Origin of the sequence: Echinicola pacifica DSM 19836, from assembly GCF_000373245.1 — a bacterium.
GTDB classification, from domain to species: domain Bacteria; phylum Bacteroidota; class Bacteroidia; order Cytophagales; family Cyclobacteriaceae; genus Echinicola; species Echinicola pacifica.
The window spans coordinates 942,066-964,656 of the sequence record NZ_KB890739.1; the positions used below are offsets into that span (position 1 = coordinate 942,066).

12 protein-coding genes are annotated in these 22,591 nt (G+C 47.8%); 9 read left to right on the forward strand and 3 right to left on the reverse strand.

Translation table 11 applies throughout. The features are described from left to right. Positions 1-33: 33 nt before the first annotated feature. Entirely contained in the window at positions 34-2,499 is a 2,466-nt protein-coding gene (locus tag B050_RS0108325) for a TonB-dependent receptor domain-containing protein (protein ID WP_018473452.1), read from the reverse strand. 228 nt (positions 2,500-2,727) lie between these two features. Continuing rightward, entirely contained in the window at positions 2,728-3,540 is an 813-nt protein-coding gene (locus B050_RS0108330; protein ID WP_018473453.1) for a helix-turn-helix domain-containing protein, read from the reverse strand. Between the two features lie 653 nt (positions 3,541-4,193). Between B050_RS0108330 and B050_RS0108340 the strand changes: the two genes are divergently transcribed. Then, positions 4,194-5,153, forward strand: a complete 960-nt coding sequence (locus B050_RS0108340) for a ThuA domain-containing protein (protein ID WP_018473455.1) — start codon at positions 4,194-4,196, stop codon at positions 5,151-5,153. Here B050_RS0108340 and B050_RS0108345 read toward each other — a convergent pair. Then, the gene (locus tag B050_RS0108345) at positions 5,143-6,168 is read right to left on the reverse strand and encodes a LacI family DNA-binding transcriptional regulator (RefSeq protein ID WP_018473456.1); all 1,026 of its coding nucleotides are present in this window, start codon (positions 6,166-6,168) and stop codon (positions 5,143-5,145) included. The genes B050_RS0108340 and B050_RS0108345 overlap by 11 nt on opposite strands. Before the next feature lie 257 nt (positions 6,169-6,425). Here B050_RS0108345 and B050_RS0108350 point away from each other — a divergent pair, with 257 nt between their 5' ends. From B050_RS0108350 to B050_RS0108385, 8 genes are all read left to right on the forward strand, one after another. Next, positions 6,426-7,988 (forward strand): sodium:solute symporter family protein, encoded by a 1,563-nt coding sequence (locus B050_RS0108350; RefSeq protein WP_229802437.1) that lies wholly within the window; start codon positions 6,426-6,428, stop codon positions 7,986-7,988. Between the two features lie 6 nt (positions 7,989-7,994). Beyond that, positions 7,995-10,301, forward strand: coding sequence for an FAD-dependent oxidoreductase (locus B050_RS0108355; protein WP_018473458.1), 2,307 nt, complete (start codon positions 7,995-7,997; stop codon positions 10,299-10,301). A gap of 31 nt (positions 10,302-10,332) precedes the next feature. Then, entirely contained in the window at positions 10,333-13,452 is a 3,120-nt protein-coding gene (locus tag B050_RS0108360) for a SusC/RagA family TonB-linked outer membrane protein (RefSeq protein ID WP_018473459.1), read from the forward strand. 17 nt (positions 13,453-13,469) lie between these two features. Continuing rightward, positions 13,470-14,927 (forward strand): RagB/SusD family nutrient uptake outer membrane protein, encoded by a 1,458-nt coding sequence (locus tag B050_RS0108365; protein ID WP_018473460.1) that lies wholly within the window; start codon positions 13,470-13,472, stop codon positions 14,925-14,927. A 67-nt stretch (positions 14,928-14,994) separates the two neighbouring features. Continuing rightward, the gene (locus tag B050_RS0108370; RefSeq protein ID WP_018473461.1) at positions 14,995-16,767 is read left to right on the forward strand and encodes a glycoside hydrolase family 2 protein; all 1,773 of its coding nucleotides are present in this window, start codon (positions 14,995-14,997) and stop codon (positions 16,765-16,767) included. Continuing rightward, on the forward strand, positions 16,768-18,255 hold the full coding sequence (locus B050_RS0108375; RefSeq protein WP_018473462.1) for a sulfatase family protein: 1,488 nt from the start codon (positions 16,768-16,770) through the stop codon (positions 18,253-18,255). Between the two features lies 1 nt (position 18,256). Further along, on the forward strand, positions 18,257-19,369 hold the full coding sequence (locus B050_RS0108380; RefSeq protein ID WP_044201987.1) for a glycoside hydrolase family protein: 1,113 nt from the start codon (positions 18,257-18,259) through the stop codon (positions 19,367-19,369). Between the two features lie 71 nt (positions 19,370-19,440). Next, entirely contained in the window at positions 19,441-22,467 is a 3,027-nt protein-coding gene (locus tag B050_RS0108385; RefSeq protein WP_044201990.1) for a glycoside hydrolase family 2, read from the forward strand. Positions 22,468-22,591 lie beyond the last annotated feature (124 nt).

Here is a 22,591-nt window from a genome sequence, read left to right on the forward strand (position 1 = left end):
GATCCTATAGGATTATCGAAAGTGATTTATTCCTTAAAATTCACTTTCTCCAAACTCAGACTTTATAAACTTAGACTTATTTTTCAGTTGGTTGAAGGAGAAGCTGACGTTCAGCATGATCATATCCACCTCATAGACGTAGTTGGTAGTGGTATAGAAAGAGCCTTCATTCCAGGTGGTGATCCGCTGCTCATTGGTGTTTAGCAGACCCATATCCATATTGAGCCATTGCAGGGTGGTGGTCAGTCGGCCATCCAGGAAGGTTTTGCGTACCGTCAGGTTGGGGGAGTAAAACTGACTGTCCTCTCCTTGGGCCGTGTTTCTGGCCGAAAGGTAGTTGAGCGTCCACTGCACACTTAGGCTGGAACTGATATCAAAGCTTGTATTGGCATTGATGGAATATACCCAGCTGTCGTTGTCGATAGGATTGTCATTGAAGGATCCTTTGATATGGTAATTATAGATATTGCCTCCGGCAAATATCTTCCACCAGCTGGTAGGATAGACTTCTGCCCCAGCTTCCAGACCTATGGAGGTTCCTGTGCCCACATTAGAGTAGATTCGGTTTAGGATGGTATCATTATATACCGTATTTACCCGATTTACGAGGTTATTGATATGGCTATAATAGGCCGTAGCATATACGGAATGATCCCCAAAATCCTTATTGATCCCCAATTCTGTAAGGTCTATAAACTCAGGCAATAGCGTGGGATCTCCCTGCTCCAGAGTTTCAGAGTGTTCTCTTTCTGGGAATGGGTTCATCTTGAAAGTCGTGGTCCTTTGGATTCTCTTACTATAAGCGGCTCTCATGGTCAGGTCATCCGAGAAGGCATATTGCAAACTTGCAGAAGGGAAGGGCTTCACGAAGTCATAGAGATAGGTGGTATCCACGAGGGCAGCCTTGTCTCTAAGGTCCAGCTCCCGATTCATATATTCTATCCTCAGGCCGGCAGAGTAAGTCCAGGGCCCCTTATCTCCGCTGAGCAATCCATAAGCGGAATGAATCTGACGGCTCAGGTCCACATTACTCGAAAACTCCGGAATCAGCTCCCACTCACCGGTATCATTGTTCTTTCGCTCATACACAAAGTCCCCGGTATGGTTGAGGTTTCTGAATTGGTAGCCCGCTTCAAAAGTCCCCAAAGCACCTGGTGCCGCGGTATAGTCGGTCTGGAACCTCACGCCGTGGAGTGGATTGTCATTGGTATTGTATTCATCCTGATACACATAGTCGGTATCCGGATAGCCTAAGTTGCGGTTGGTCGTGGGCCCACCGAGCATGGTATGCTCATATAAGAAGGAGCTGCTTAGCTTAGCCTTGTTCTCAAACTGGTGGGTATAGTCCAGACTACCGAGGATGAAGTCGCCACGACGGATTCGCAGGTTTTCATTATAATATTGCATGGAGTAGATTTCTTCTCCATTCACATCGGCATGATTGTCATAATATAAGATGTCGGCGGTACGGTCTTTGGTTCGCTTGCCGGCATAGAAACCCATGCTGAAATTATTATTTACATTCGGAGTATAGCCCACTGTAAAGCGTCCCGAATAGGCTTTTTCTACAAAGCTTCTTTCTCCATCCGAAGGGAAATAAGTCGTCGTATCACCGATGATGGTATATACATTGCCTTCTCTTCGTCCCGCAAGGTCATTTCTGGAATAGCTGGCACCTAAAGAGATATCCCATTTGTCCTGTCGGTGGTTGAGGGTGAAGTCACCGCCATACCGCTGAGGGTTTTCTTTATTGTCATAGTTCTGAATACTTGGCGCACCCAGCTTACCATTTACCTGGAGGAAGGTGCCGTCAATGGATCCGGATTTGGTCAGGATATTGATGATGCCGGCCTTGCCTTCTGGGTCATATTTGGCGGATGGAGCTGTCACCACTTCGATATTTTCTATACTATTTGCGGGGATCTGTCCCAGGATCATTTTGGGATCGGATTGCACAGGCTTGCCATTCAGCATTACCACAAATCCGGAGGTCCCCCGCACAGCGATATCGCCTTCAGCATTGATGCTTACCGAGGGTAGATTCCTCAATACATCCGTGGCGTTGCCTCCCTGGGCAGACTGGAAAGAACCCGCGTCAAACACCTGGCGGTCGATCTTATGCATGGTCGTGAAGCCCTTGCCATTTACCTCTACCTCATCGAGCAACTCCTGATGGGGTTGGAGGTAGAGCGTCCCGATATTAATCTGGTCACCTTTGTTGATCTCCAGCGCCTTGGTGCGACTCAGCTCGTAACCCATAAATTGTGCTTCGATATAATAGCTGCCTTTGGGAAGTTTCTCTATCGAAAAAGTGCCGTCAGCACCAGTTATGGTACCGGTCTGCATGCTGCTATCTCTAGCGCTATATACCCCCACATTGGCGTACTCCAATGGGTTTTGGTCATTGGCATCCAGCAGCCTGCCTTGGATGCTGTTTTGGGCCTGGACGCTAAGGGCCAGGAAAAATAAAATCAAAAATGCGGGTATTTTAGTGTTCATACTAATGTAATGGGTTAATGATGCTGCAAATCTACTAAGGGAATAATTAATAGTTACGGTAATTTTAGGATGAAAATGGTAGCAATCTCCAAATTATCCATTTTCAAATACCTATGCTGGATTTAAAATCCTTAAGGAGCTACTTTTTCTCTCTCTCACTTCATCTTATGACTTTTATCGTGTTTTGTAGTTTTATGGTATTGCGCCGGGGCGCAAATGACATGATTCTCATACCAGTTTCTTTCCTCTAAACTCCAAAGGAGTGAGGTTGCTATGTGTTTTGAAGAACTTAATGAAATTCGACGCATCAGAGAAGTTTAGCTCCAGGGCGATTTCGCTGACGTTCTTATTGCTATATAATAATAGGTTTTTGGCCTCTATGATCATCCGTTCCTTTAGCACCTCTGTGGGGCTGGCATTGACGGCGGTCTTGCATATTTTCTGCAATTGCTTGATCGAGATATTTAGTTGCCTGGCGTAAGCCTCAGTATTTTTTGTTTCCTTAAATTGCTCATTGACCAAGGCCTTATAATTCAGAAACTGCTCCGAAAAGCTGCTGGCGGCGTGGTCTGGCTGCTCGCCGAACTCCTGGGTCTGGACCAGGATGAGGTTCAGAAAGGCATATAATATTCCATCAGAGGCTCCCTGCTTATAAGCTTCATAAAACTGCTCTAGCAGCGCCAGGAGAATCTCCTGATCCTTGATTTTAAATTGGTTAGGAAGGTTAAAGAGAACCTGTTGGCTCTGCATATAGCTGGCCAGGGCGCTTTCTTTGAACATCAGCACAAAGCCACTGGGGATCCTGGAGAAGTCCCAGCAATGGATCTGGTCTGGCCCAAGGTAAAAGCCACTTGGCGGTACCACCTCAAATCGCTGGTCACCGATGGTATGGCTGCCGGCACCATCAAATAAAAAGATGAGCTCATGGTATCCCGCATGCTTGTGAGGACGGCTGGGCTTGATCACCGGCTTCATCCGCGACACCTTCAGGCTGGCATGAGTTTCAAGTTTTTTCTTAGATGGAAGGGTATCGACGAGCATGATTTGAACAGTTTTTAGCGATGGTTATTTGGATGATAGTTGTTCCCTCAATTATCAGCAAATCTAAAGTAACTGGCGGGAACATATGTGCTTAATAATACTGGATATGTGCCTGGTAGTATATTTTTGATTGCGATAGGTGACAGGAATGCCCTGAAGGGTGATGTCCTTGCTACCAGATCACCATTAGAGGGTTTATTATCAGCGGGGTTTACTGATTCCTAAGAGGTTAATGCACAAAGGTAATTATCCGTCAGGAATGTTCATGCCTTAAACGGATCAAAGGAGATTTTGAGCAGTGAATGGTCATATCATTACAGTATTAGCGCAGGGTGTTCAATAGTACAAATGTCCATAAATCTGCTAATTCTGTCCATAAGCCTTCGGTGAAGGAGCGTTTTTAATATATCTTTTGTAGGTTTAGGTGGATTATACCGACTATTGGTGAGGTCTGCCTGGGACGGGGCTTTTGACAAGGTTTTACCTGATGGGATGGAAATCGTGTGGATATTCATTTTGTCAGGTCAAATATTAATCATTTTTGGGCGAAACGCCCGCGGTCCTGCGGACGAGAAAGCTGTCTATTCCTGGCGGAAGGCAGCGCCAAGGTCTGGGTCGGAGTATTATTTTCAATTATAACAATTAACCTAGCCATGAAATTATTACTAACAAGCTTACTTTCATTTTTCGTGCTCAGCCTATATGCGCAAAGCAGATCAGACAAGATCGCGGTGCTCATCGTGGATGGCCAAAACAATCATCAAGCCTGGCCAAAAACCACTCTGATGATGAAGGATTATTTGGAGAATACCGGGAAATTCACAGTGGAGGTGGCGCGTACCCAGTATTTGTGGAATGCTGGCCCCCAGGCGGAGTACCTCGATAAGGTGGCTACCACCAAAGGGGAGGACCTAAAAGAGCCAAAGGCAGATCCTGATTTTTCCCCGAAGTTTTCGGATTATGATGTGATCCTATCCAATTTCGGTTGGAAGGCCGCAGACTGGCCCGAGAAGACGCAACAGGCTTTCGAAAAGTTCATCAAAAAGGGTGGAGGATTTGTCAGTGTGCATGCGGCAGATAATAGTTTTCCAGAATGGGAGGCCTATAATGAGATGATCGGTATTGGCGGCTGGGGCGGCAGAAATGAAAATTGGGGCCCCTATGTCTATTATAATAAAGAGGGTGAGCGAGTGGAGGACAATACGCCAGGTGCTGCGGGGCGTCATGGCAAGCGAGAATCCTTCGAAATCACCCTTAGGGAAGCCCATCCTGTCACCGAGGGAATGCCGGAGCAGTGGCAGGGAGCAGTGGATGAGTGCTATGCGTATATGCGTGGGCCAGCAAAACACATGACCATCCTGGCCACAGGTGAGGATCTCAGCCGTGAAGGGGGGAAGGATTATCATGCTCCTGTGCTGATGGCCATCGACTATGGCAAAGGCCGTATCTTCCATACCACCCTAGGCCATGATGTAAGATCCATGGAGGGAGTAGGTTTCATCACCGCTCTGCTGAGAGGCACAGAGTGGGCTGCCACAGGCAAAGTAACGATCCCCGTTCCTGAGGATTTCCCTCAGAAAAACGAGCCCTCAGCACGAGAATTTACTGAATAGGAAGACCGGTGGAGGACTCACGAATATTGAGCTTCCCATCGATAAGGTGAACTGATTTTTCCATAGGCTTTCCGGCGATTTGGTCGAGGAGGATTTGGGAGATCAGTTTGCCTATTTTTGAGGTGGGTTGAGAGATGCTGGATAGCTCAGGCTCCACCACCTTGGCGAGGGCAGACTCGGTGAAGCCGATGACCTTGACCTGGCTAGGGATATGGATATCATGTCTCTTTAGTATTTTCATCGCCCCTATCGCCAGCGGGTCGCCTGCCGCCATTATGCCATCTGGTATAATACCCCGATCCAGCAGACGGGTCATGGCCGCTTCCCCATCTGCAATGGTGATCCCCGCTTCCACGATCTGATCTTCAGAATAAGGCAGCTGATGCTTGTCCATGGCTTTGCGGAATCCCAGGATACGCTGCTTGCCAAGCGGAATATGCTTTGATAAGCCCAGATGCACCAGGTTCCTGCAGCCCTGCTCGATCAAGTGCTCCGTCGCAAATACCGCCCACTTATAGTCATTGAAAATCACCTTAGGAGCATCTACCAGATCTGAAACGCGGTTAAACTGCACCACGGGAAGGCCGGATTGGATGATATTATTGAGGAATTCATGATTTTTACTCGTCTTGGTGACAGAGATGATCAGCCCATCCACCATATGGTTCATCAGCGTTTTGATATTCTCCATTTCCAGATCACTGTCCTCATTGGAAGACATGATCAGCGTCTGGTATCCCTGCTGCAGGAAGGCTTCCTGAGCACTGAATATCACCTCAGAAAAATAACTATGCAGAAACTCTGGAACGATGATCCCTATATTAAGGGTCTGCTTTTTTAGCAATTTTCGGGCAAATGGATTGGGAACATAGCCCAGCTCGCGGGCGGTTTTTAATATGCGATTGCGCGTGCTGACGCTGATATCAGAATAATTAGGATTAAAAGCCTTAGAGACTGTTCCTATGGATAGGCCCAGTTTCCCAGCCAAATCCTTTATGGTAATGTATTCTTTCATGCGCTTAATCTAATGGCCGAAGCTTATAATTACTAAAACAGGAATATACGAAAACCTTTTCGTAAAAATAAAGCCTTACGAAAAGGTTTTCGTTAATCAATTCTCCTCAAAGGATTTTATTCCTAGGGGCTTCTTATCATTTTTATCAAAGCAAAACCAAAATAACCTCAATGCAAACCCAGGATTACATACTTATAGGAGTTTTCACCTTGATTGTTCTTAGCGCGGGACTGGCATTTTCCAGAACGGGAAAGTCTATGAATAACTTTTTTGCCGGAGGCGGCAATGTCCCCTGGTGGATCAGTGGATTGTCTTTATTTATGAGTTTCTTTTCTGCGGGCACCTTTGTAGTATGGGGATCGATCGCCTATGAGCAGGGATTTGTGGCAGTAGGTATCCAGTGTATGATGGCCCTGGCGGGAATATTAATTTACCTGACAGTAGCCAAAAAATGGAAGCAGACAGGGGTGCTCACGGCGGCAGAATATGTCACAAGGAGATTTGATCTAAAAACTCAGAAATTATATTCTTATTTATTTATAGCAGTTTCTTTCTTCACTGCAGGTTCTTTTTTATATCCTGTTGCCAAGATAGTGTCTGTCTCTTCCGACTTACCGATACAACTGATCATCCTATTCCTGGGAATCACGATCATTCTCTACACGGCCGTGGGGGGATTTTGGGCGGTGCTAGCCACGGATGTATTGCAGTTTATCGTGCTTACAGCGGCTGTATTTATAGTTATTCCTTTAGCCTTTGATGAGGTAGGGGGACTGGGGAAGTTCCTAGACGGTGCGCCAGAGGATTTCTTCCAGGTGTTCAGTGGGGAGTTTAGCCCGGGATTTATGCTGGCATTTATGATCTATAATTTCTTCTTTATAGGGGGCAATTGGGCCTATGTACAGCGATATACGAGTGTGGGAAGTCCCAAGGCAGCCAGCAAGGTGGCCCTGCTATTTACGATCCTCTATATCGTGTTTCCCCTTATCTGGATGCTTCCTCCTATGATCTTCAGGGTGATCAACCCGGACTTAGCGATGAGCAGCGAGATGGAAGGCGCATATCTGATGATGTGTAAGCAGGCACTTCCCGCGGGGATGCTTGGTCTGATGATAGCTGCAATGGTTTTTGCCACTGCCAGCTCGGTGAATACCACTTTGAATATGATGGCTGCAGTTACCACCAATGACCTCTATAGAGCCATGAAGCCCAATTCTAGCGAAAAGCAATTGATCTATATCGCACGGTGGGTGACGGTACTATTTGGGATCGGTATCATGTTGATCGCCATGATGGTGCCTTATTTTGGGGGAATTGTCAATGTGGTGCTGAAGGTCGCCGCCATTACCGGGGTGCCTCTTTTTGCACCGATATTATGGAGCCTTTATTCCTCCAGACAAAACAGCAGGTCGGTATTGACCACTTCCATCGTCAGTATTATTTTATTGGCCCTGGCCATCCTTATCCTTCCTTCCGTGCTGAACTATGAAGTCGGCAGGAGCATGGAGATGATCCTAGGCGTGGTGGTGCCCATCCTGATCCTATCTTATTTCGAATGGGGTCACAACTCACAATATACTAGTCACTATAGTCTTCCCAAATCAGATGATTCAGCACCTCCAATCGAGGGAGCTCTAGCCATGGGTGAGGATACTGCTTATGGTATAAAGGTGATTTCTATAGCCACCTCGGTGATCGGCGCGATCATGTGCCTACTGAGTTTTACTGCCACCAAGGGCAATATGATGCTGCTTGGGGCTGGGCTGATCATGATCTTACTCGCAGGTTTTGGCCTTAGTTATATAAAACGAAAAAAGTAATTTATAATGATACAAGCAGATTTTAATGGTTCCCGATCGCTAAAGGAGATGCACCTCAGCCGGGATATTGTGGTGATCGGTGGAGGATTGTCAGGGGTATGTGCAGCCATTACCGCGGCCCGTCAGGGCTGCAAGGTGGCCTTGGTGCAGGACCGACCGGTATTGGGCGGTAATGCCTCCAGTGAAGTTAGGCTGTGGGCCCTCGGCGCCACCTCTCATATGGGAAACAACAACCGTTGGGCTAGGGAAGGAGGCATTGTCGATGAGATAATGGTCGAAAATACCTATAGAAATAAGGAGGGAAACCCAGTGATCTTTGATACAGTACTGATCGATAAGGTGCTGGCAGAACCCAATATCACCTTATTTTTGAATACCTCGGTCTTCCATGTACAAAAGGATGGGGATCGTATCATTCAGGAAATTATTGGCTTCAACGCTCAAAATTCCACCTTATACCATTTATCTGCGACAGAATTTATCGATGCTTCTGGAGATGGAATAATATCCTATCTGGCTGGCGTTCCCTATCGCATTGGAGCGGAGGGACCGGAGGAATTTGATGAGCCTCTAGCACCAGATATTGAAGATTATGGAGAGCTGCTGGGACATACCCTGTTCTTTTACTCCAAAAAAGTGGAAGAGCCTGTCCGCTATATTCCTCCTTCTTACGCCATCAAGGATGCCTCTATCATCCCCGGATTGAGAAATGTGGAGGTGGGAGATCATGGCTGCAAGCTGTGGTGGTTTGAGTATGGAGGACGAAAAGACACCATCCATGATACCGAAGAGATCAAAATGGAGCTATGGAAGGTGGCCTATGGCATTTGGGATTATATAAAGAATTCGGGCAAGCTAAAGGGCACCGAAAACTATACCTTAGAATGGGTAGGACTGATTCCGGGCAAAAGGGAAAGCAGAAGATTCGAAGGAGAATATATGCTGAACCAAAGTGACCTGGTCCAACAAAAGCCTCATGAAGATGCCATCTCCTTTGGGGGTTGGGCGATGGACCTGCACCCGGCAGATGGGGTATATAGTGATAAGCCTAGCTGCACTCAGTGGCATACCAAAGGCGTTTATGCAATTCCTTACCGATGCTATGTGCCATTGGGCGTGGATAATCTGCTCTTGACGGGCAGGATAATCAGTGCTTCTCATGTGGCTTTTGGGTCCACTCGCGTGATGGCCACCTGCGCTCATGGCGGGCAAGCAGTAGGGATGGCGGCAGCCCATGCAATCCGTAAGGACATTAGTCCGAGAGAATTATTAGAAAAACGGCATTTGCAGGCCTTGCAAGCAGACCTCGTTCAGATGGGCCATTATATCCCTCAACTGGAGCAGGAGCAGCGTCCAGGTTTGCTTCAGCAGGCGTGCATTAGCCCTTCTTCCACCCTGCAGTTGACAGAGCTGCCAACCAGTGGGAAATGGGAGACACTTACTTTTTCTATGGCTCAAATGGTTCCCGTTCAGCAGCAGCTTCCTGACTTTCAGCTGTGGCTGAAGGCTTCTGAAGCCACGACCATAAGTATAGAGCTTCGTAAAAGTAGCAAAAGAGGCAATCATAGCCCCGATATTACCCTGCATTCGGAGACTTTTGAGCTTCAGGCAGGGGAGCAAATGATTTCCTTTCAGGTTCCCACACTGGACCTAGCCGGTCAATATGCTTTCATTACGGTGATGAAAAATGAGCAGGTGGCCATTGCGCTATCGGATCATATGATCACTGGCATCATCGCCGTGTATAATCAGGTGAATAAGGCGGTGTCTAATTTTGGGAAACAAGAACCTCCTCAAGGTTTGGGGGTGGACGAATTTGAATTTTGGTGCCCAAAAAGAAGACCCAAAGGAGGAAATATGGCCATCAGCTTCGCAGCGCCTGTTTATACCTTCGATAGTGGGCATCTTTGCCGGTCCATCTATAGACCTGTGGCTGAGCCAAATGCCTGGGCGGCAGCGCTGGAAGACCCGCAGCCGCAGTTGACCCTGCGCTGGGAGCAGCCACAAGCGATCAGCAGCCTGCAGCTATTCCTGGATCCGGATTATGATCATCCCATGGAAACCGTCCAAATGGATCATCATGAGCACGTTATGCCCTTTACTATCAGGGATTTCAGCGTCCTTGACGAAGAGGGACAGCCACTCGCAGTGGTCCGTGACAATTATCAGGCAATAGTAAAAATTGATTTTCCAACCACGCTTCAAACCAAAGTGCTTCACTTAAAATTGGAAGCCCCTTCAGATACAGTTCCCGCATCGGTATTTGGCATTTATATCAATGGCCAAAGTCAATCCCTACTCAATGACAATTAACGATAAACATTAAAACAAAACACCCGGAATAATGATAAAAATTTATGGAATAATGATAGGTATGGCCTTGGGCTTTACCTACCAGGACAGCTATGCGCTGAATTTCAGTAAAGCGCCGCTAGAATCATCCGAATCAAGGCTTGCCAAGAAAGGTGAAACCATGGCTTATACGATCAAAGGACGTGTACTGGATGACCAGGGATTGCCGCTGCCTGGAGCGACGGTGATCGAAAAAAACACTACCAATGGCACCGTGACCGATATCGACGGGTATTTTTCGCTGACCATCAAGGATGAGCAGCAGACCCTTATAGTATCTTTTGTGGGTTTTGAGCCCAAGGAGGAGCAGGTAGCGGGAAGGCAGAATATAGAGCTGAGGCTGAATGCAGATACTGAATCACTGGAAGAAGTGGTGGTGGTAGGCTATGGCACCGTAAAAAAATCAGATCTGACGGGTTCGGTAGCCTCTGTCTCCTCGGAAGACCTAAACCGCACGCCCATATCTTCCCTGGACCAGGGCTTGCAAGGTCGGGTGGCAGGCGTAGAAATCACCCAAAACTCAGGTGCTCCAGGAGGGGCAACGAGTGTGAAGATCCGAGGTGGCAACTCCCTTAGTACCTCCAATGAGCCTTTATATGTGATCGATGGCTTCCCTATCGTCTCTGGAGGATCGGCTCCGGGATCCACTAGTTCACAAAACTCGGCCGGAGGTCAGCTCAATCCTTTAGCCACCATTAACCCAAATGATATCGCTTCTATTGAGGTACTCAAGGATGCTTCTGCCACCTCCATCTATGGAGCCAGAGGTGCCAATGGGGTCATCCTCATCACCACCAAAAGAGGCGAGGAAGGCAATACAAAGATCTCTTATTCGGCCTATTATGGTATTCAGGAGGTAAGCAAAACGCTGGACTTGATGAATGCGGAGCAATTTATGGCCCTCAATAATGAGATCAACCCCGGAGCCTTGGACGGTATCACCCTTCATGATACCGATTGGCAGGATGTGATCTTTCAGGCTGCTCCTATCCAAAACCACCAACTTTCCTTTTCTGGTGGAAGTAAGAAAACCGTTTATAACCTGAGCTTTAATTATTTCGATCAGGATGGAGTGGTGAAAAACTCTGATTTCGAAAGAATCTCCTCTCGACTGAATCTGGAAAACGAGCTTCATGAGCGGGTAAAGATCGGGCTGAACCTCAACTATAACTATGTGGTGAGCAATGGAGCGATATCAGGTACCACGCTGGAAAGTGAGAATACGGGTACTGTATCGGGAGCGTTATTTGCCCCGCCTATATTTGCCCCTTATGATTCGGAGGGCAATCTGACCTATTTCGGGGACTTACATCCCAACTTCGAGCTGCAGCCAAACCCTCTTGCCAGTACTCAGATATTAAATAAAAGCACCAACACCCGAATGCTTAGCAATTTTTATGTAAATGTAAAAATTGCGGAAGGCCTTTCTTATCGAGGTAATATAGGCGTGGATATCTTCCATGATCGCAAGGATACCTATACGGGAAGGGATGTGCCCATGGGCCGTATCAATGGCGGTGTAGCAGGAATCGGGAATTTGGATCAAAATTCCTTTATCCACGAAAGTGTCCTTAATTACTCCAAAAAACTAGGCTCAAGCCATGATTTCAATATCACAGGAGTGTTTTCTACCCAACGCTACACAGGGGTGAGTTCCCTAGCCGGAGGAAGTGAGCTTTCCACGGATATTCTGCTAAACAATAACCTGGGATTGGTGGCCAATAGGGATGTGTCCTCCAATAAGTCCACCTGGAGACTGGATTCCTGGACGGGGCGAATTAACTATATTTTCCTAGAGAAATATCTCTTTACCCTGACCGGAAGAGCGGATGGCTCCAGCCGATTTGGGGAGAATAACAAATGGGGATTCTTCCCCTCAGCAGCTTTTGCCTGGAGATTGAAGGATGAAGCCTTCCTGGTAAATAGCGAGCTCATCAGTGACCTGAAGCTGCGACTCAGCTATGGGGTCACCGGCAATGCGAATATCCCGCTCTATCAGTCCTTCCCTAGGCTGACCAGTGGTAGCAATTATAATTTTGGCAATAGCCTTAATATTGGGATCAGCCCTACGGGGGTGGCCAACCCGGATATCAAATGGGAGCGCACCAATCAGTCCGATTTCGGCTTGGACTTAGGATTATGGGACAATAGAATCTCCTTTACCTTTGATTATTACCATAAGCGCACCAATGATCTGTTGATCTCTAGGAGAATCCCTGCTTCATCTGGCTTCAATACCGTCTTTGGGAATTTTGGGGAGATAGAAAATAAAGGGATTGAGCTGGGCCTTAGTGCCGTGGTGATGGACAAGAGTTTGGCTTGGGAGGTCTCTGGTAACTTCTCTCGCAATCGCAACACCATCCTGAAAATCACTGGAGAGGTGGATGAAGTGATCCCTTCTGGTGATGGTGGAGTAGGCGCTTTTGCCAATGCTAGTTTGCTTAAAGTCGGCTACCCTGTGGGTACATTCTACGGCTATGTATGGGACGGAATATGGCAGAACGATGATGATATCGCTGGCAGCCATATGCCTAATGCTCAGCCTGGAGATGCTAGATACGCCGATGTGAATGGTGATGGAGCCTTTAGCGCAGCAGATAGAACCATCATTGGTGACCCAAATCCAGATTATATCTTCGGCTTAAACAATACCTTCAGATATAAAGGATTTGACCTGTCTGTTTTCATTCAGGGAAATATGGGCAATGATGTTTTCTATAACCGCCGGATGGTACTCGAGTCCGTTACCTTCGGGACCAATCAGTGGTCGGCTGTCGAAAACCACTGGACTCCCGAAAATCCTTCCCAGGAATACGTCCGCGCCTCTCAAAGTGGTAGATTATTGCAATCCAGCAATTTTATTGAAGACGGGTCTTTTGTAAGGCTTAAAAACATCCAGCTGGGATATAATTTTGATGTCTCCACTGTGAATTGGCTGACGCAATTAAGGTTGTACACCTCCCTTACCAACTTGGTGACCTGGACTGATTACTCTGGATATGATCCTGAGCTGAACAGCACTGGAGTCAATAATGTGACCAATTTTGGAATCGACCGTGATCCCTATCCACGTGCCAAATCCTACCTGCTAGGCTTACAAGTTTCCTTTTAATACTAACCCAAGAAACCATGAATTATAAAAATATAAAGCTCCTATTTGTCGGAAGTCTTGCTGGCCTTATGGCTTCCTGCAGTGATCTGGTGGAGCAGCCGTATAGCTTTCTTACGATCAACGAATTCTATAGCACCGCCAATGATGCCGAATCCGCCATCACTGCCACCTACGGGTCTCTCACCCAAACGGGGATGTATGGCCAGGCCATCTGGATGCTGAGCGATTATTCTGGCGATCAGATGTTCCCAAAACCCGTGGTGGGAAGGGATCTCTTGACCTCCTTTGGCTATGATGCCACGCATGATCAGGTGGAAAGCTTCTGGAATGAAAGCTATAATGGGATAAATAATGCCAATCTGGTCATTCAGAATGTCCCGGAGATATCCATGGACGAGCAGCGCAGAAGCCATATTGTGGCTGAGGCGAAATTTCTAAGGGCATTATACTATTTTAATTTGGTGCGCAGCTATGGGGATATCCCATTGAAGGTGCTTCCGACCTCTAGTTTGGCGGATATAGAAACGGGTAAGTCTCCCCAAGCGGAAGTATATTCCCAGATAATCATCGACCTCGAAGAAGCCTTGACAGTACTGAATGCGGGAATTCCAGAGGTCAAAGGAAGGGTCAGCAGAGGAGCCGCTCAGGCCCTGCTGGCAAAAGTGTACCTGTATTCGGAAGACTATGCTTCCGCCGTGGAGATGGCTAAGCAGCTCATCAGCGAGGGCAATTATGCCTTGGTGGCTGACCCAGTTTCTCTCTGGGATGTCAATAAAGAAAATGCCAACGTCATCGAAAATATCCTTTCGGTGGAGTTTTCCAGAGCTCCGAATTTGCAATCTCAAACTTTTACCTCCTTTTTTGCACCTTCAGGTTCCAATGGGGTCTATTCGGCAACCGCATGGGGATCGAGCTTTGCTTTTAAAAGTTTTTATGATTCCTATGAGGCTATGGACTTGCGTAAGCAACTGATGGATACCGAGTTTACCGATAGCCAGGGAAAGCTGCATACCATGGATAATGATCCCAACTTAAAAGAGCGGGTGATTATAAAAAAATATGCCGATCCCATGTCAAATGGAGCGAGAAACGAAAGTAATTACCCACTGTTTCGCTATGCAGAGGTGCTGCTGATCTATGCTGAAGCAAGTGCACGGGCCTCTGGCCAAGTGGATGCTGAAGGGCTAGCCGCAATCAACCAAGTGCGACAAAGAGCAGGTGTAGAAGCTATTCCAGCCACTATTGCCTATGAAGATTACCTCGATAGGATCTTGCAGGAGCGGTCCTGGGAACTGGCTTTTGAAGCCGACCGCTGGTTTGATCTTACGCGTACCGGTGAATTTATGGATATGGCCCAGGTGACAAATTACTGGTTTCCGGTGCGTCCTGTTCAGCTCAAGCACCGTTATTTCCCCATTCCGGAAACTGAGGTGCAGACGAATTCCAACCTAGATCAAAGTGCTGATTGGAAGTAAATCACTATTGGCTCCCAAAAAAGAGTATAATTATTCGCAAATACCTAAGACCTAAAATAATCCAAGTATGTCCACCAAAGTTTCCAGCTTCCAGCTTCCAGCCCCCAGATTATTTGCGGGGCTGATGCTGTTCCTTCTTATTCTTCAGCAGGGACTAGCCTTCGGCCAAAATCAATCACCGCTTACCAAAACCAAATCCCTCAATGGGCCTTGGCGTTTTGCGGGGAATAATGACTGGTCTGCAGCCCAGGCCTTGAAAGAGTCTAAGGCAGATTGGGCAGAAATAGCCGTGCCAGGAAACTGGGAGCAGCTGGAGGAATATGAGTCCTTTAGAGGGCGTGGATTTTATTTCAGGGAATTTTCGGTTGAGCAGGATTGGCAGCATACACTCGTCAGACTGCAGTTTGAGGCCGTATATGAGAAGGCAGAAGTATATCTAAACGGTTATCTTCTAGGAAGTCATACAGGCGGCTACCTGCCTTTTGAGTTTGAAGTAAGCGCCCTCCTGAACTATGGCGCGGCCAATGAGGTGATGGTGGTGGCAGATAACCGCTACCATCGGGGAGCCTGGTGGCCTTGGGGTGGGATAAGCCGCGAGGTCTCCTTGCTGAGTAGCAGCCCTGCCCGCATCAAGCAGCAGCACATCTCTGCAATTCCTGACTTAACTACCGGAGAAGTAAAAGTCGAATTGGACTTTTGGCTGGAGAATAATTTTGAGGAGCAGAAAGAATTTACCCTGCAGCCCAGCATAAAGGATTCTCATAAAAAGAACCTATGGAATACAGAGCTGAAAGTCCAGGTGGCACCAGGCGAGATCCGTCAGTTTTCTCATCAATTCACCCTTCCCCTAGCGGTGTACCAGCTGTGGGACCAAGACAGTCCTGTGCTTTATCGTTTGCAGACGGTGCTGGCAGAGCAGGCAGGCGCTAGCCTTGACCTCAAGGAAGATAAATTTGGCATTAGGAAAGTGGAGGTGATAGGAACGCAAATAATGCTGAATGGCAAGCCCGTATATGCCAATGGCTTCAACAGAGTCCATGATCATCCCAGCTATGGCAATACCGAGCTGGATGCTTTAGTAGAGAAAGATATGGTCGATATTATGGCGCTTGGTGGGAAAATGTCCCGTCTGATGCATGCCCCATTGTCCAGAAATATCCTGGATCTATGCGATAGCCTTGGCTATCTGCTGATAGAAGAGGTGCCGATTTGGGGGGATGATGAGCCTTTGGCTTACCCCAATTCCCCCTTGCCTAAGCAGTGGATGGAGGAGATGATAGCGAGAGATTATAATCATCCCTCAGTCATAGGCTGGTCGGTGGGGAATGAGCTGCGGGATCCACAGGGAGACTGGCAAAGTAAAACCCTCACCACCCAGCAATATGGCTATATCCAGCATATGTTGGAGCTGGTGGAGCAGCTGGATCCCCATCGTCTAAAGACTTATGTCACCCTTACCAGCTATCTGCCAAAGGCGGACCAAAGCAATGAACCCTATGAAATGGTGGATTTTATATCGATCAACAGCTATGGTAATGCAGTAAATGCAGCGAAAGAAACCCATAGGAAATTTCCCGACAAGCCTATTTTTGTTTCAGAAATTGGGATTGCTCAAATAGGTCCGGCGCCCGCAGGGGCTTTATCGGAAAAACTGATTCTTCAGCTTAGGGAGCTCGCCGACTTAGACTTCGTCGTCGGTTCATCCCTATGGTCTTATAATGATTACCGAAGTGATTATAAGGGTACGCCTGACTCGGGATTTAGAGAATGGGGAGTGGTGGATGAAAATAGACAGCCCAAAGCGGCCTATTCTCAGATTAAGAAACTGTGGAATCCATAAATGGCAAAAAATAAACATAGCGGCAAAATAGTCCAAAACAGTAGGCTTTTGGTGGGTTTAGTACTGCTGGTGCTGAGCATTCCCTATTCTGCAGAAGCCCGGCAGAAACCAAATATCCTGTGGATCAACTGTGATGACCTGGGTAAGGAGCTGAGTAGCTATGGCAATCAGCAGGTACATACCCCTGTCATCGATCGGCTAGCCAGGGAAGGTCAAGTATTTACGAATGCCTATGCCAATGCACCTGTATGCTCTTCCAGCCGGTCGAGCCAGATACTGGGATTATATCCTACTCGCTTACCCATCTTAAATCACCGCAATATGAGCCCTGTGGCCTTGCCGGATTCCGTGCCCACGATAATGCAGCTGTTTAGAGAAGCGGGATATTTCTGCTCTAATGGGGCCGCTGGGGATTTGGCAAAGCCTGGAAAAGAGGATTATAATTTTGTGGCTGAGGACTTATTTGATGGGACAGACTGGCGTCAGCGTCAGGAAGGGCAGCCGTTTTTTGCGCAGGTACAGATTCATGAACCTCACCGGACTTTTGTCCACGACGAACTCCACCCCATAGATCCAGCAGAGATAAGTCTGCCAGCCCTCTATCCGGATCATCCACTGATCAGAGCCGATTGGGCGAGGTACCTGGAAAGTGTGCAGCGGGCAGACCGGTGGGTGGGAGAGATTCTCGATCGTCTGGAGGAGGATGGAGAGCTGGAGTCCACCATTGTGATATTGTATGGAGATCATGGAAGACCTCACCTTAGGGATAAGCAGTGGCTGTATGAAGGAGGCTTAGCGGTTCCGCTGATCATTCGCTATCCCAATTCTCTCAATGCAGGAAAGGTGGACCATCGGCTGATCAGTTTGGTGGATATCAGTGCGAGTACCTTGGGGCTGGCGGGACTCCCGATTCCGATTGACTGGGATGGCAAGGACATAATTGGCGGAGCCAAAAACTCCTATATATATGGCTTTAGGCAACGGTGCGGAGATGCGGTGGATGATATTCGGTCGATATCCGACGGGGAATATAAGCTGATCTGGAATAGAATGCCCGAGCAGCCTTATATGCAGCTATCATCTTATAAGAAATTACAATATCCTGCTTATACCTTATACCGTGACTTGGACCAAAAGGGAGAATTATCAGCGCCTTTTTCTGCCTTCATGGCGACGACCAAGCCGGATTATGAACTGTATCACTTGAAGGTGGACCCTTATGAAATAGAGAACCTGGCAGACAATCCAGCTTATCAGGGGGAGTTGCTACGCTTAAAAGAGCAGCTGGAGCGCCAGCTGCAGGCCGTGGAGACCTACCCACAGGAGGAATCCGAGGCGCTAATCCAGCAGGCCAAATCCAGTTCTAGGAAGTATTATCAGGAGGCTATGCAAAGGCGAAACCTCGGCCCTGATCCTACAGATGCTGAGATATTAGATTATTGGAACCATGAATTATTACTTAACCAAAAACCCAAAACCAAGAAATAAGATGAAGGTCACTATATACCTATCGCTATTCCTATCCTTAATTTTCCTGACTTGCTGCAGTGCCAATAAGCAAGAAGAGGATGAAAATCATGTGCCTGACTATACCATAAGCTTTGGCAAAGTCTCGCGGCAGTCGGTGTTTGTCAGTGATACTATGAGCATCTGGGGAGGATCATTGATCCATGGGGAGGATGGGAAATATCACCTACTGTATTCCCAATGGCCTAAGAGGCTGGGATGGGTATGGGTTTCCCATTCTGAGATCGCCCATGCCATTTCGGATAGCCCCTTTGGCCCCTTTGAATTTAAGGACCTGGCCTTACCGGCGAGAGGAGCCGAATATTGGGATGGCCTGACCAGCCACAATCCCAGCATTTATAAGTTTGGTGATAAGTATTATCTGTATTATATGGGCAATACTGGTGATGGCAAGGTGATGGGGAGTCCCGGCAATCATCAGCTCAACTGGTCTCATAGAAATAACCAACGCATAGGCGTGGCGGTGGCAGCCAGCCCCAATGGACCCTGGGAGCGGAGTGATCGGCCAGTCTTGGATATTAGCCCTGAAGAGAATGCCCATGATGCCCTGATGGTTTCTAATCCTTCCGTCTGTCAGATGCCTGACGGCAAAATCCTTATGGTGTATAAGGCCGTTGCGAAGCAGGAAAAATTGCCCGGAGGCGGTCCCGTGGTCCATATGGTGGCCATTGCTGATTCGCCCACTGGCCCATTTAAGAAATACCCTGATCCGATATTTACTTTTGAGGGGGAGCGGTTTCCTGCTGAGGATCCCTTCATCTGGTATCAGGATGGGAAATATAGGGCCATCGTGAAGCGGATGAAATCGGAAAATGGTAAAAATGAGTCTTCACTCGTGCATTATGACTCCTTCGATGGGATTCATTGGGACAAGGCTAAGAATTTCCTGATCTCAGACCGTACGATAACCTGGGAAGATGGGACCAGCCAGCAGTTTACCCATCTCGAAAGACCTCAGGTATTTATGGAGAATGGCCAGCCTATAGCCCTATTATGTGCTGCCGATACGCTGGATTCAAATAATGTCCTTCATTCTTTCAATATCCAAATCCCATTGAATATCAAAAAGGAATAAAGACCAACAATCACTAAAATTAGTCAACCAAGCGACTCTTAATAATTCCCAAAACTAAGCCAAAAGAAATAATGAAATTACCTTCAATTTTTCTACTACTCTGCCTTTACTCATGGACCTTGCCATCGGCAATAGGACAGACAAGTTCAAATGATAGCCTGTCGCTTAATGGCAGCTGGAAGTTCCATACCATCTATGGCCAAGGCTCTGATTACCTTCGCATCGATGAGCAGGAAGGGGATATCATCCTTGATAATTCCTCAGAGAAGGTCGAGGTGAAGGGAAACTGGACGGTGTCTAGTGTCGGAGACCGGGAGAGTGGATTTTATGGAAAGGACTACCTCAAGACCTATATCACCAGCTCCGATGAAAGCCAGAGGGTGGTTTTTTCTCCGGACTTACCGCAGTCGGGTGATTATGAGGTGTTTGTGCGTTTTCCTTTTGGGATTCATCTCAGCGCCAAGGTAAGCCTGCATCATGATGGAGGGATTGATGATCAGTATTTTAGCCAGCGCGCTTTATGTGACGAATGGTTGAGTATGGGGATTTTTCAGCTTTCCCCGGAGGGGGTCAGCCTTACGGTATCGGCAGATTCGCCAGGACAGGTGACGGCAGATGCGGTGATGTTTCGTCCAGTGGATTCGGCCAAACTGCAGGAGGCGAAAAAGGAATTGCAAATGGCTTATTCACCCTCTCTGGATGATCAGTCATGGAATGATCTTAAGGTGCCGGGGCACTGGGGCATGCTCAATGAGTACAGTAACTATACTGGCAAAGGCTGGTACCGTAAAAGCTTCAGGCTGCCTTCTTCCTGGAAATCACTAAAAGGGCATAAGGCCCTGCTAAAGTTCGAAGGCGTCTATCATGTGGCCAAGGTCTATCTCAACGGAGAATATATAGGCCAGCATAGAGGAGGTTTTACGCCTTTTGAATTTGAGGTTTCCGATGAATTGCTAGCGAAAGGCGAGAACCTTTTGGCGGTGGAGGCAGATAATAATCCGCTGGTGGGAGCCACCTGGAACTGGGGTGGAATCATCCGTGAGGTGTATTTGGTGCGTAGTCCCGAAGTTCGGATTCTGCGACATCAGGTGCAGGCCAGCCCTGATCTGGATCAGCATACGGCAAGTATTCGCTGGATGGTGGAGCTAGAGAATGCCAGCTCAGTCCCTAAGGACCTGAAGCTGGTCAGCAGCATATGGAATGAGCAGTCCAGGGTTCAGGGGCATGCAGAGCTCACCTTGGCCCCTTCAGATTCCCAGCAGGTGTTTCTTGAGCTGACGCTCAATGCCGATCAACTTAAATTATGGCATTTTGACGAGCCTAATTTATATACTATAGAATCCAAACTGATGGCTGCGGGTAAGGAGATAAGTACCATTACCGAGCGGTTTGGCATCAGGAAGATCAGCCTTACCGACAGCAGTCTGCTGTTGAATGGGGAGCCTGTGCGCCTCGCTGGTCTCAATCGCGTAAGTGATCATCGCTACTATGGTTCCTCCGAGCCAGCGGATTTTCTAAGGGAAGACTTGCTGAAAATGAAGGAGCTGGGGGTGAATTTCACCAGAATAATGCATGGCACCCAAAACCGGAAACTCCTGGAGCTATGTGATGAGCTAGGCATCATGGTCATCGAGGAGGTAAACGTTCGGGACCTGGAGAATTATGAATTTACAGCCCCGGAATATCCGCTGGTAAGGCAGTGGCTGAAGGAAATGATACAGCGAGATATCAACCACCCCAGCATCGTGGGATGGTCTGTGGGCAATGAGCTCGCCGATCACTACGACTATGCTAGGGATATGATGGCCTATGTGAAGTCCTCCCTGGACTCCAGCCGTCTGGTAAGCTGTGTAAGTAATACCGGCTGGCGCGAGGATGCCACCCGGGAGACAGACCCCAATACCTTCGTGGATATCATCTTGCACAATCACTACCCTTTCCAGGGGGAATTGGACGGAGTATTGAAGAGAATACGATCAGTATGGCCAGAGAAGCCTGTATTTATATCCGAATTTGGACTGGACCGCCTGGCCACCGCCTCCCGTGATGAGGATATCCCTGAGCTGGATGCCTATATCCAGCAGATTCGTAAGCAGAATACCTTCGTGATCGGCGCCTCTCAGTGGACCTATAATGACTATAGGAGTACCTATATTGGCACAGACCAGGAGGAAAATAGAACGTGGGGTGCGGTAAATGCCTGGCGTCAAAAGAGACCCCTTTATCAGCGAATACAAAGGCTGAATAGCCCGGTTAACGATATCCGGATAAAAGGTCAACCGGGAGAGGCCTCCCCGCTCAAGCTAGAGATTCCAATAAAATCTCCGGATGATTATCCCGCTTATGCGATGAGAAATTATTCCTTGGAGCTGAATTATTATGGGCCATCCGGCAATATTATTCATCAAGAGATTCAGGAACTTCCTGATCTGCATCCCGGAGATGCCGATTGGCAGGGCAGCGCTGAGGCTGTGGAGGGTGGCCAGACCCCCATCAGGCTGGTAGCAAACCTCCGCTCTCCTATGGGAATCATTCGCTATCAGAAAATCCTCGACTATTCCGCGCCTTCTGCTCCAGTCATTTCTTCCATTATCCCTGGAAATGGCCAGCTGCGCGTTTTATTTGAAAAGCAATTTGGCGCCAGCCAACACTATATACACTATAAGGTAAACGGAAAATCCATGAAATCTGCGCCCAGCTATGATACCTATATAGACCTGAAGGATCTGGAGAATGGACAATCTTACGACCTGAAGCTGATCGCAGTGAACGGCCAGGGTGAATCGCCAGCATCCGCGCTCATGGCAGCTAGCCCTGATGGAAAACCCCTTCCACCGGTTCTTTGGAAGGGGATGATCGCTGATGGTAAGCTCATTATTGGGTATTCGGGCGAGGTAAATGACGAAAGCTATACGCTTCGCTATGGGAATTCTCCGGACCAGCTGGATCAGGAGATCACCGAAATCACCCGAGGGATGATGGTGGTGGACCTGCCCAATCAGCGGGGACTCTACTATCAGCTCCGCAGGAAAGTGGCGGGTCAGGAGAGCCATTGGTCTGCCTTGCAGCAGATAGATCCACGTGGGGAAGGAAAGTAGTTCCACCCGCATTATATCCTAGGAATCGTAATGAGAACTGAAACTTCAATATAATCAGACTGTTTGGAGAGGGAAGCATGGTACTGTCCTGGTGAAATCTAAAACAGCCGCCAGGTTGCAATGC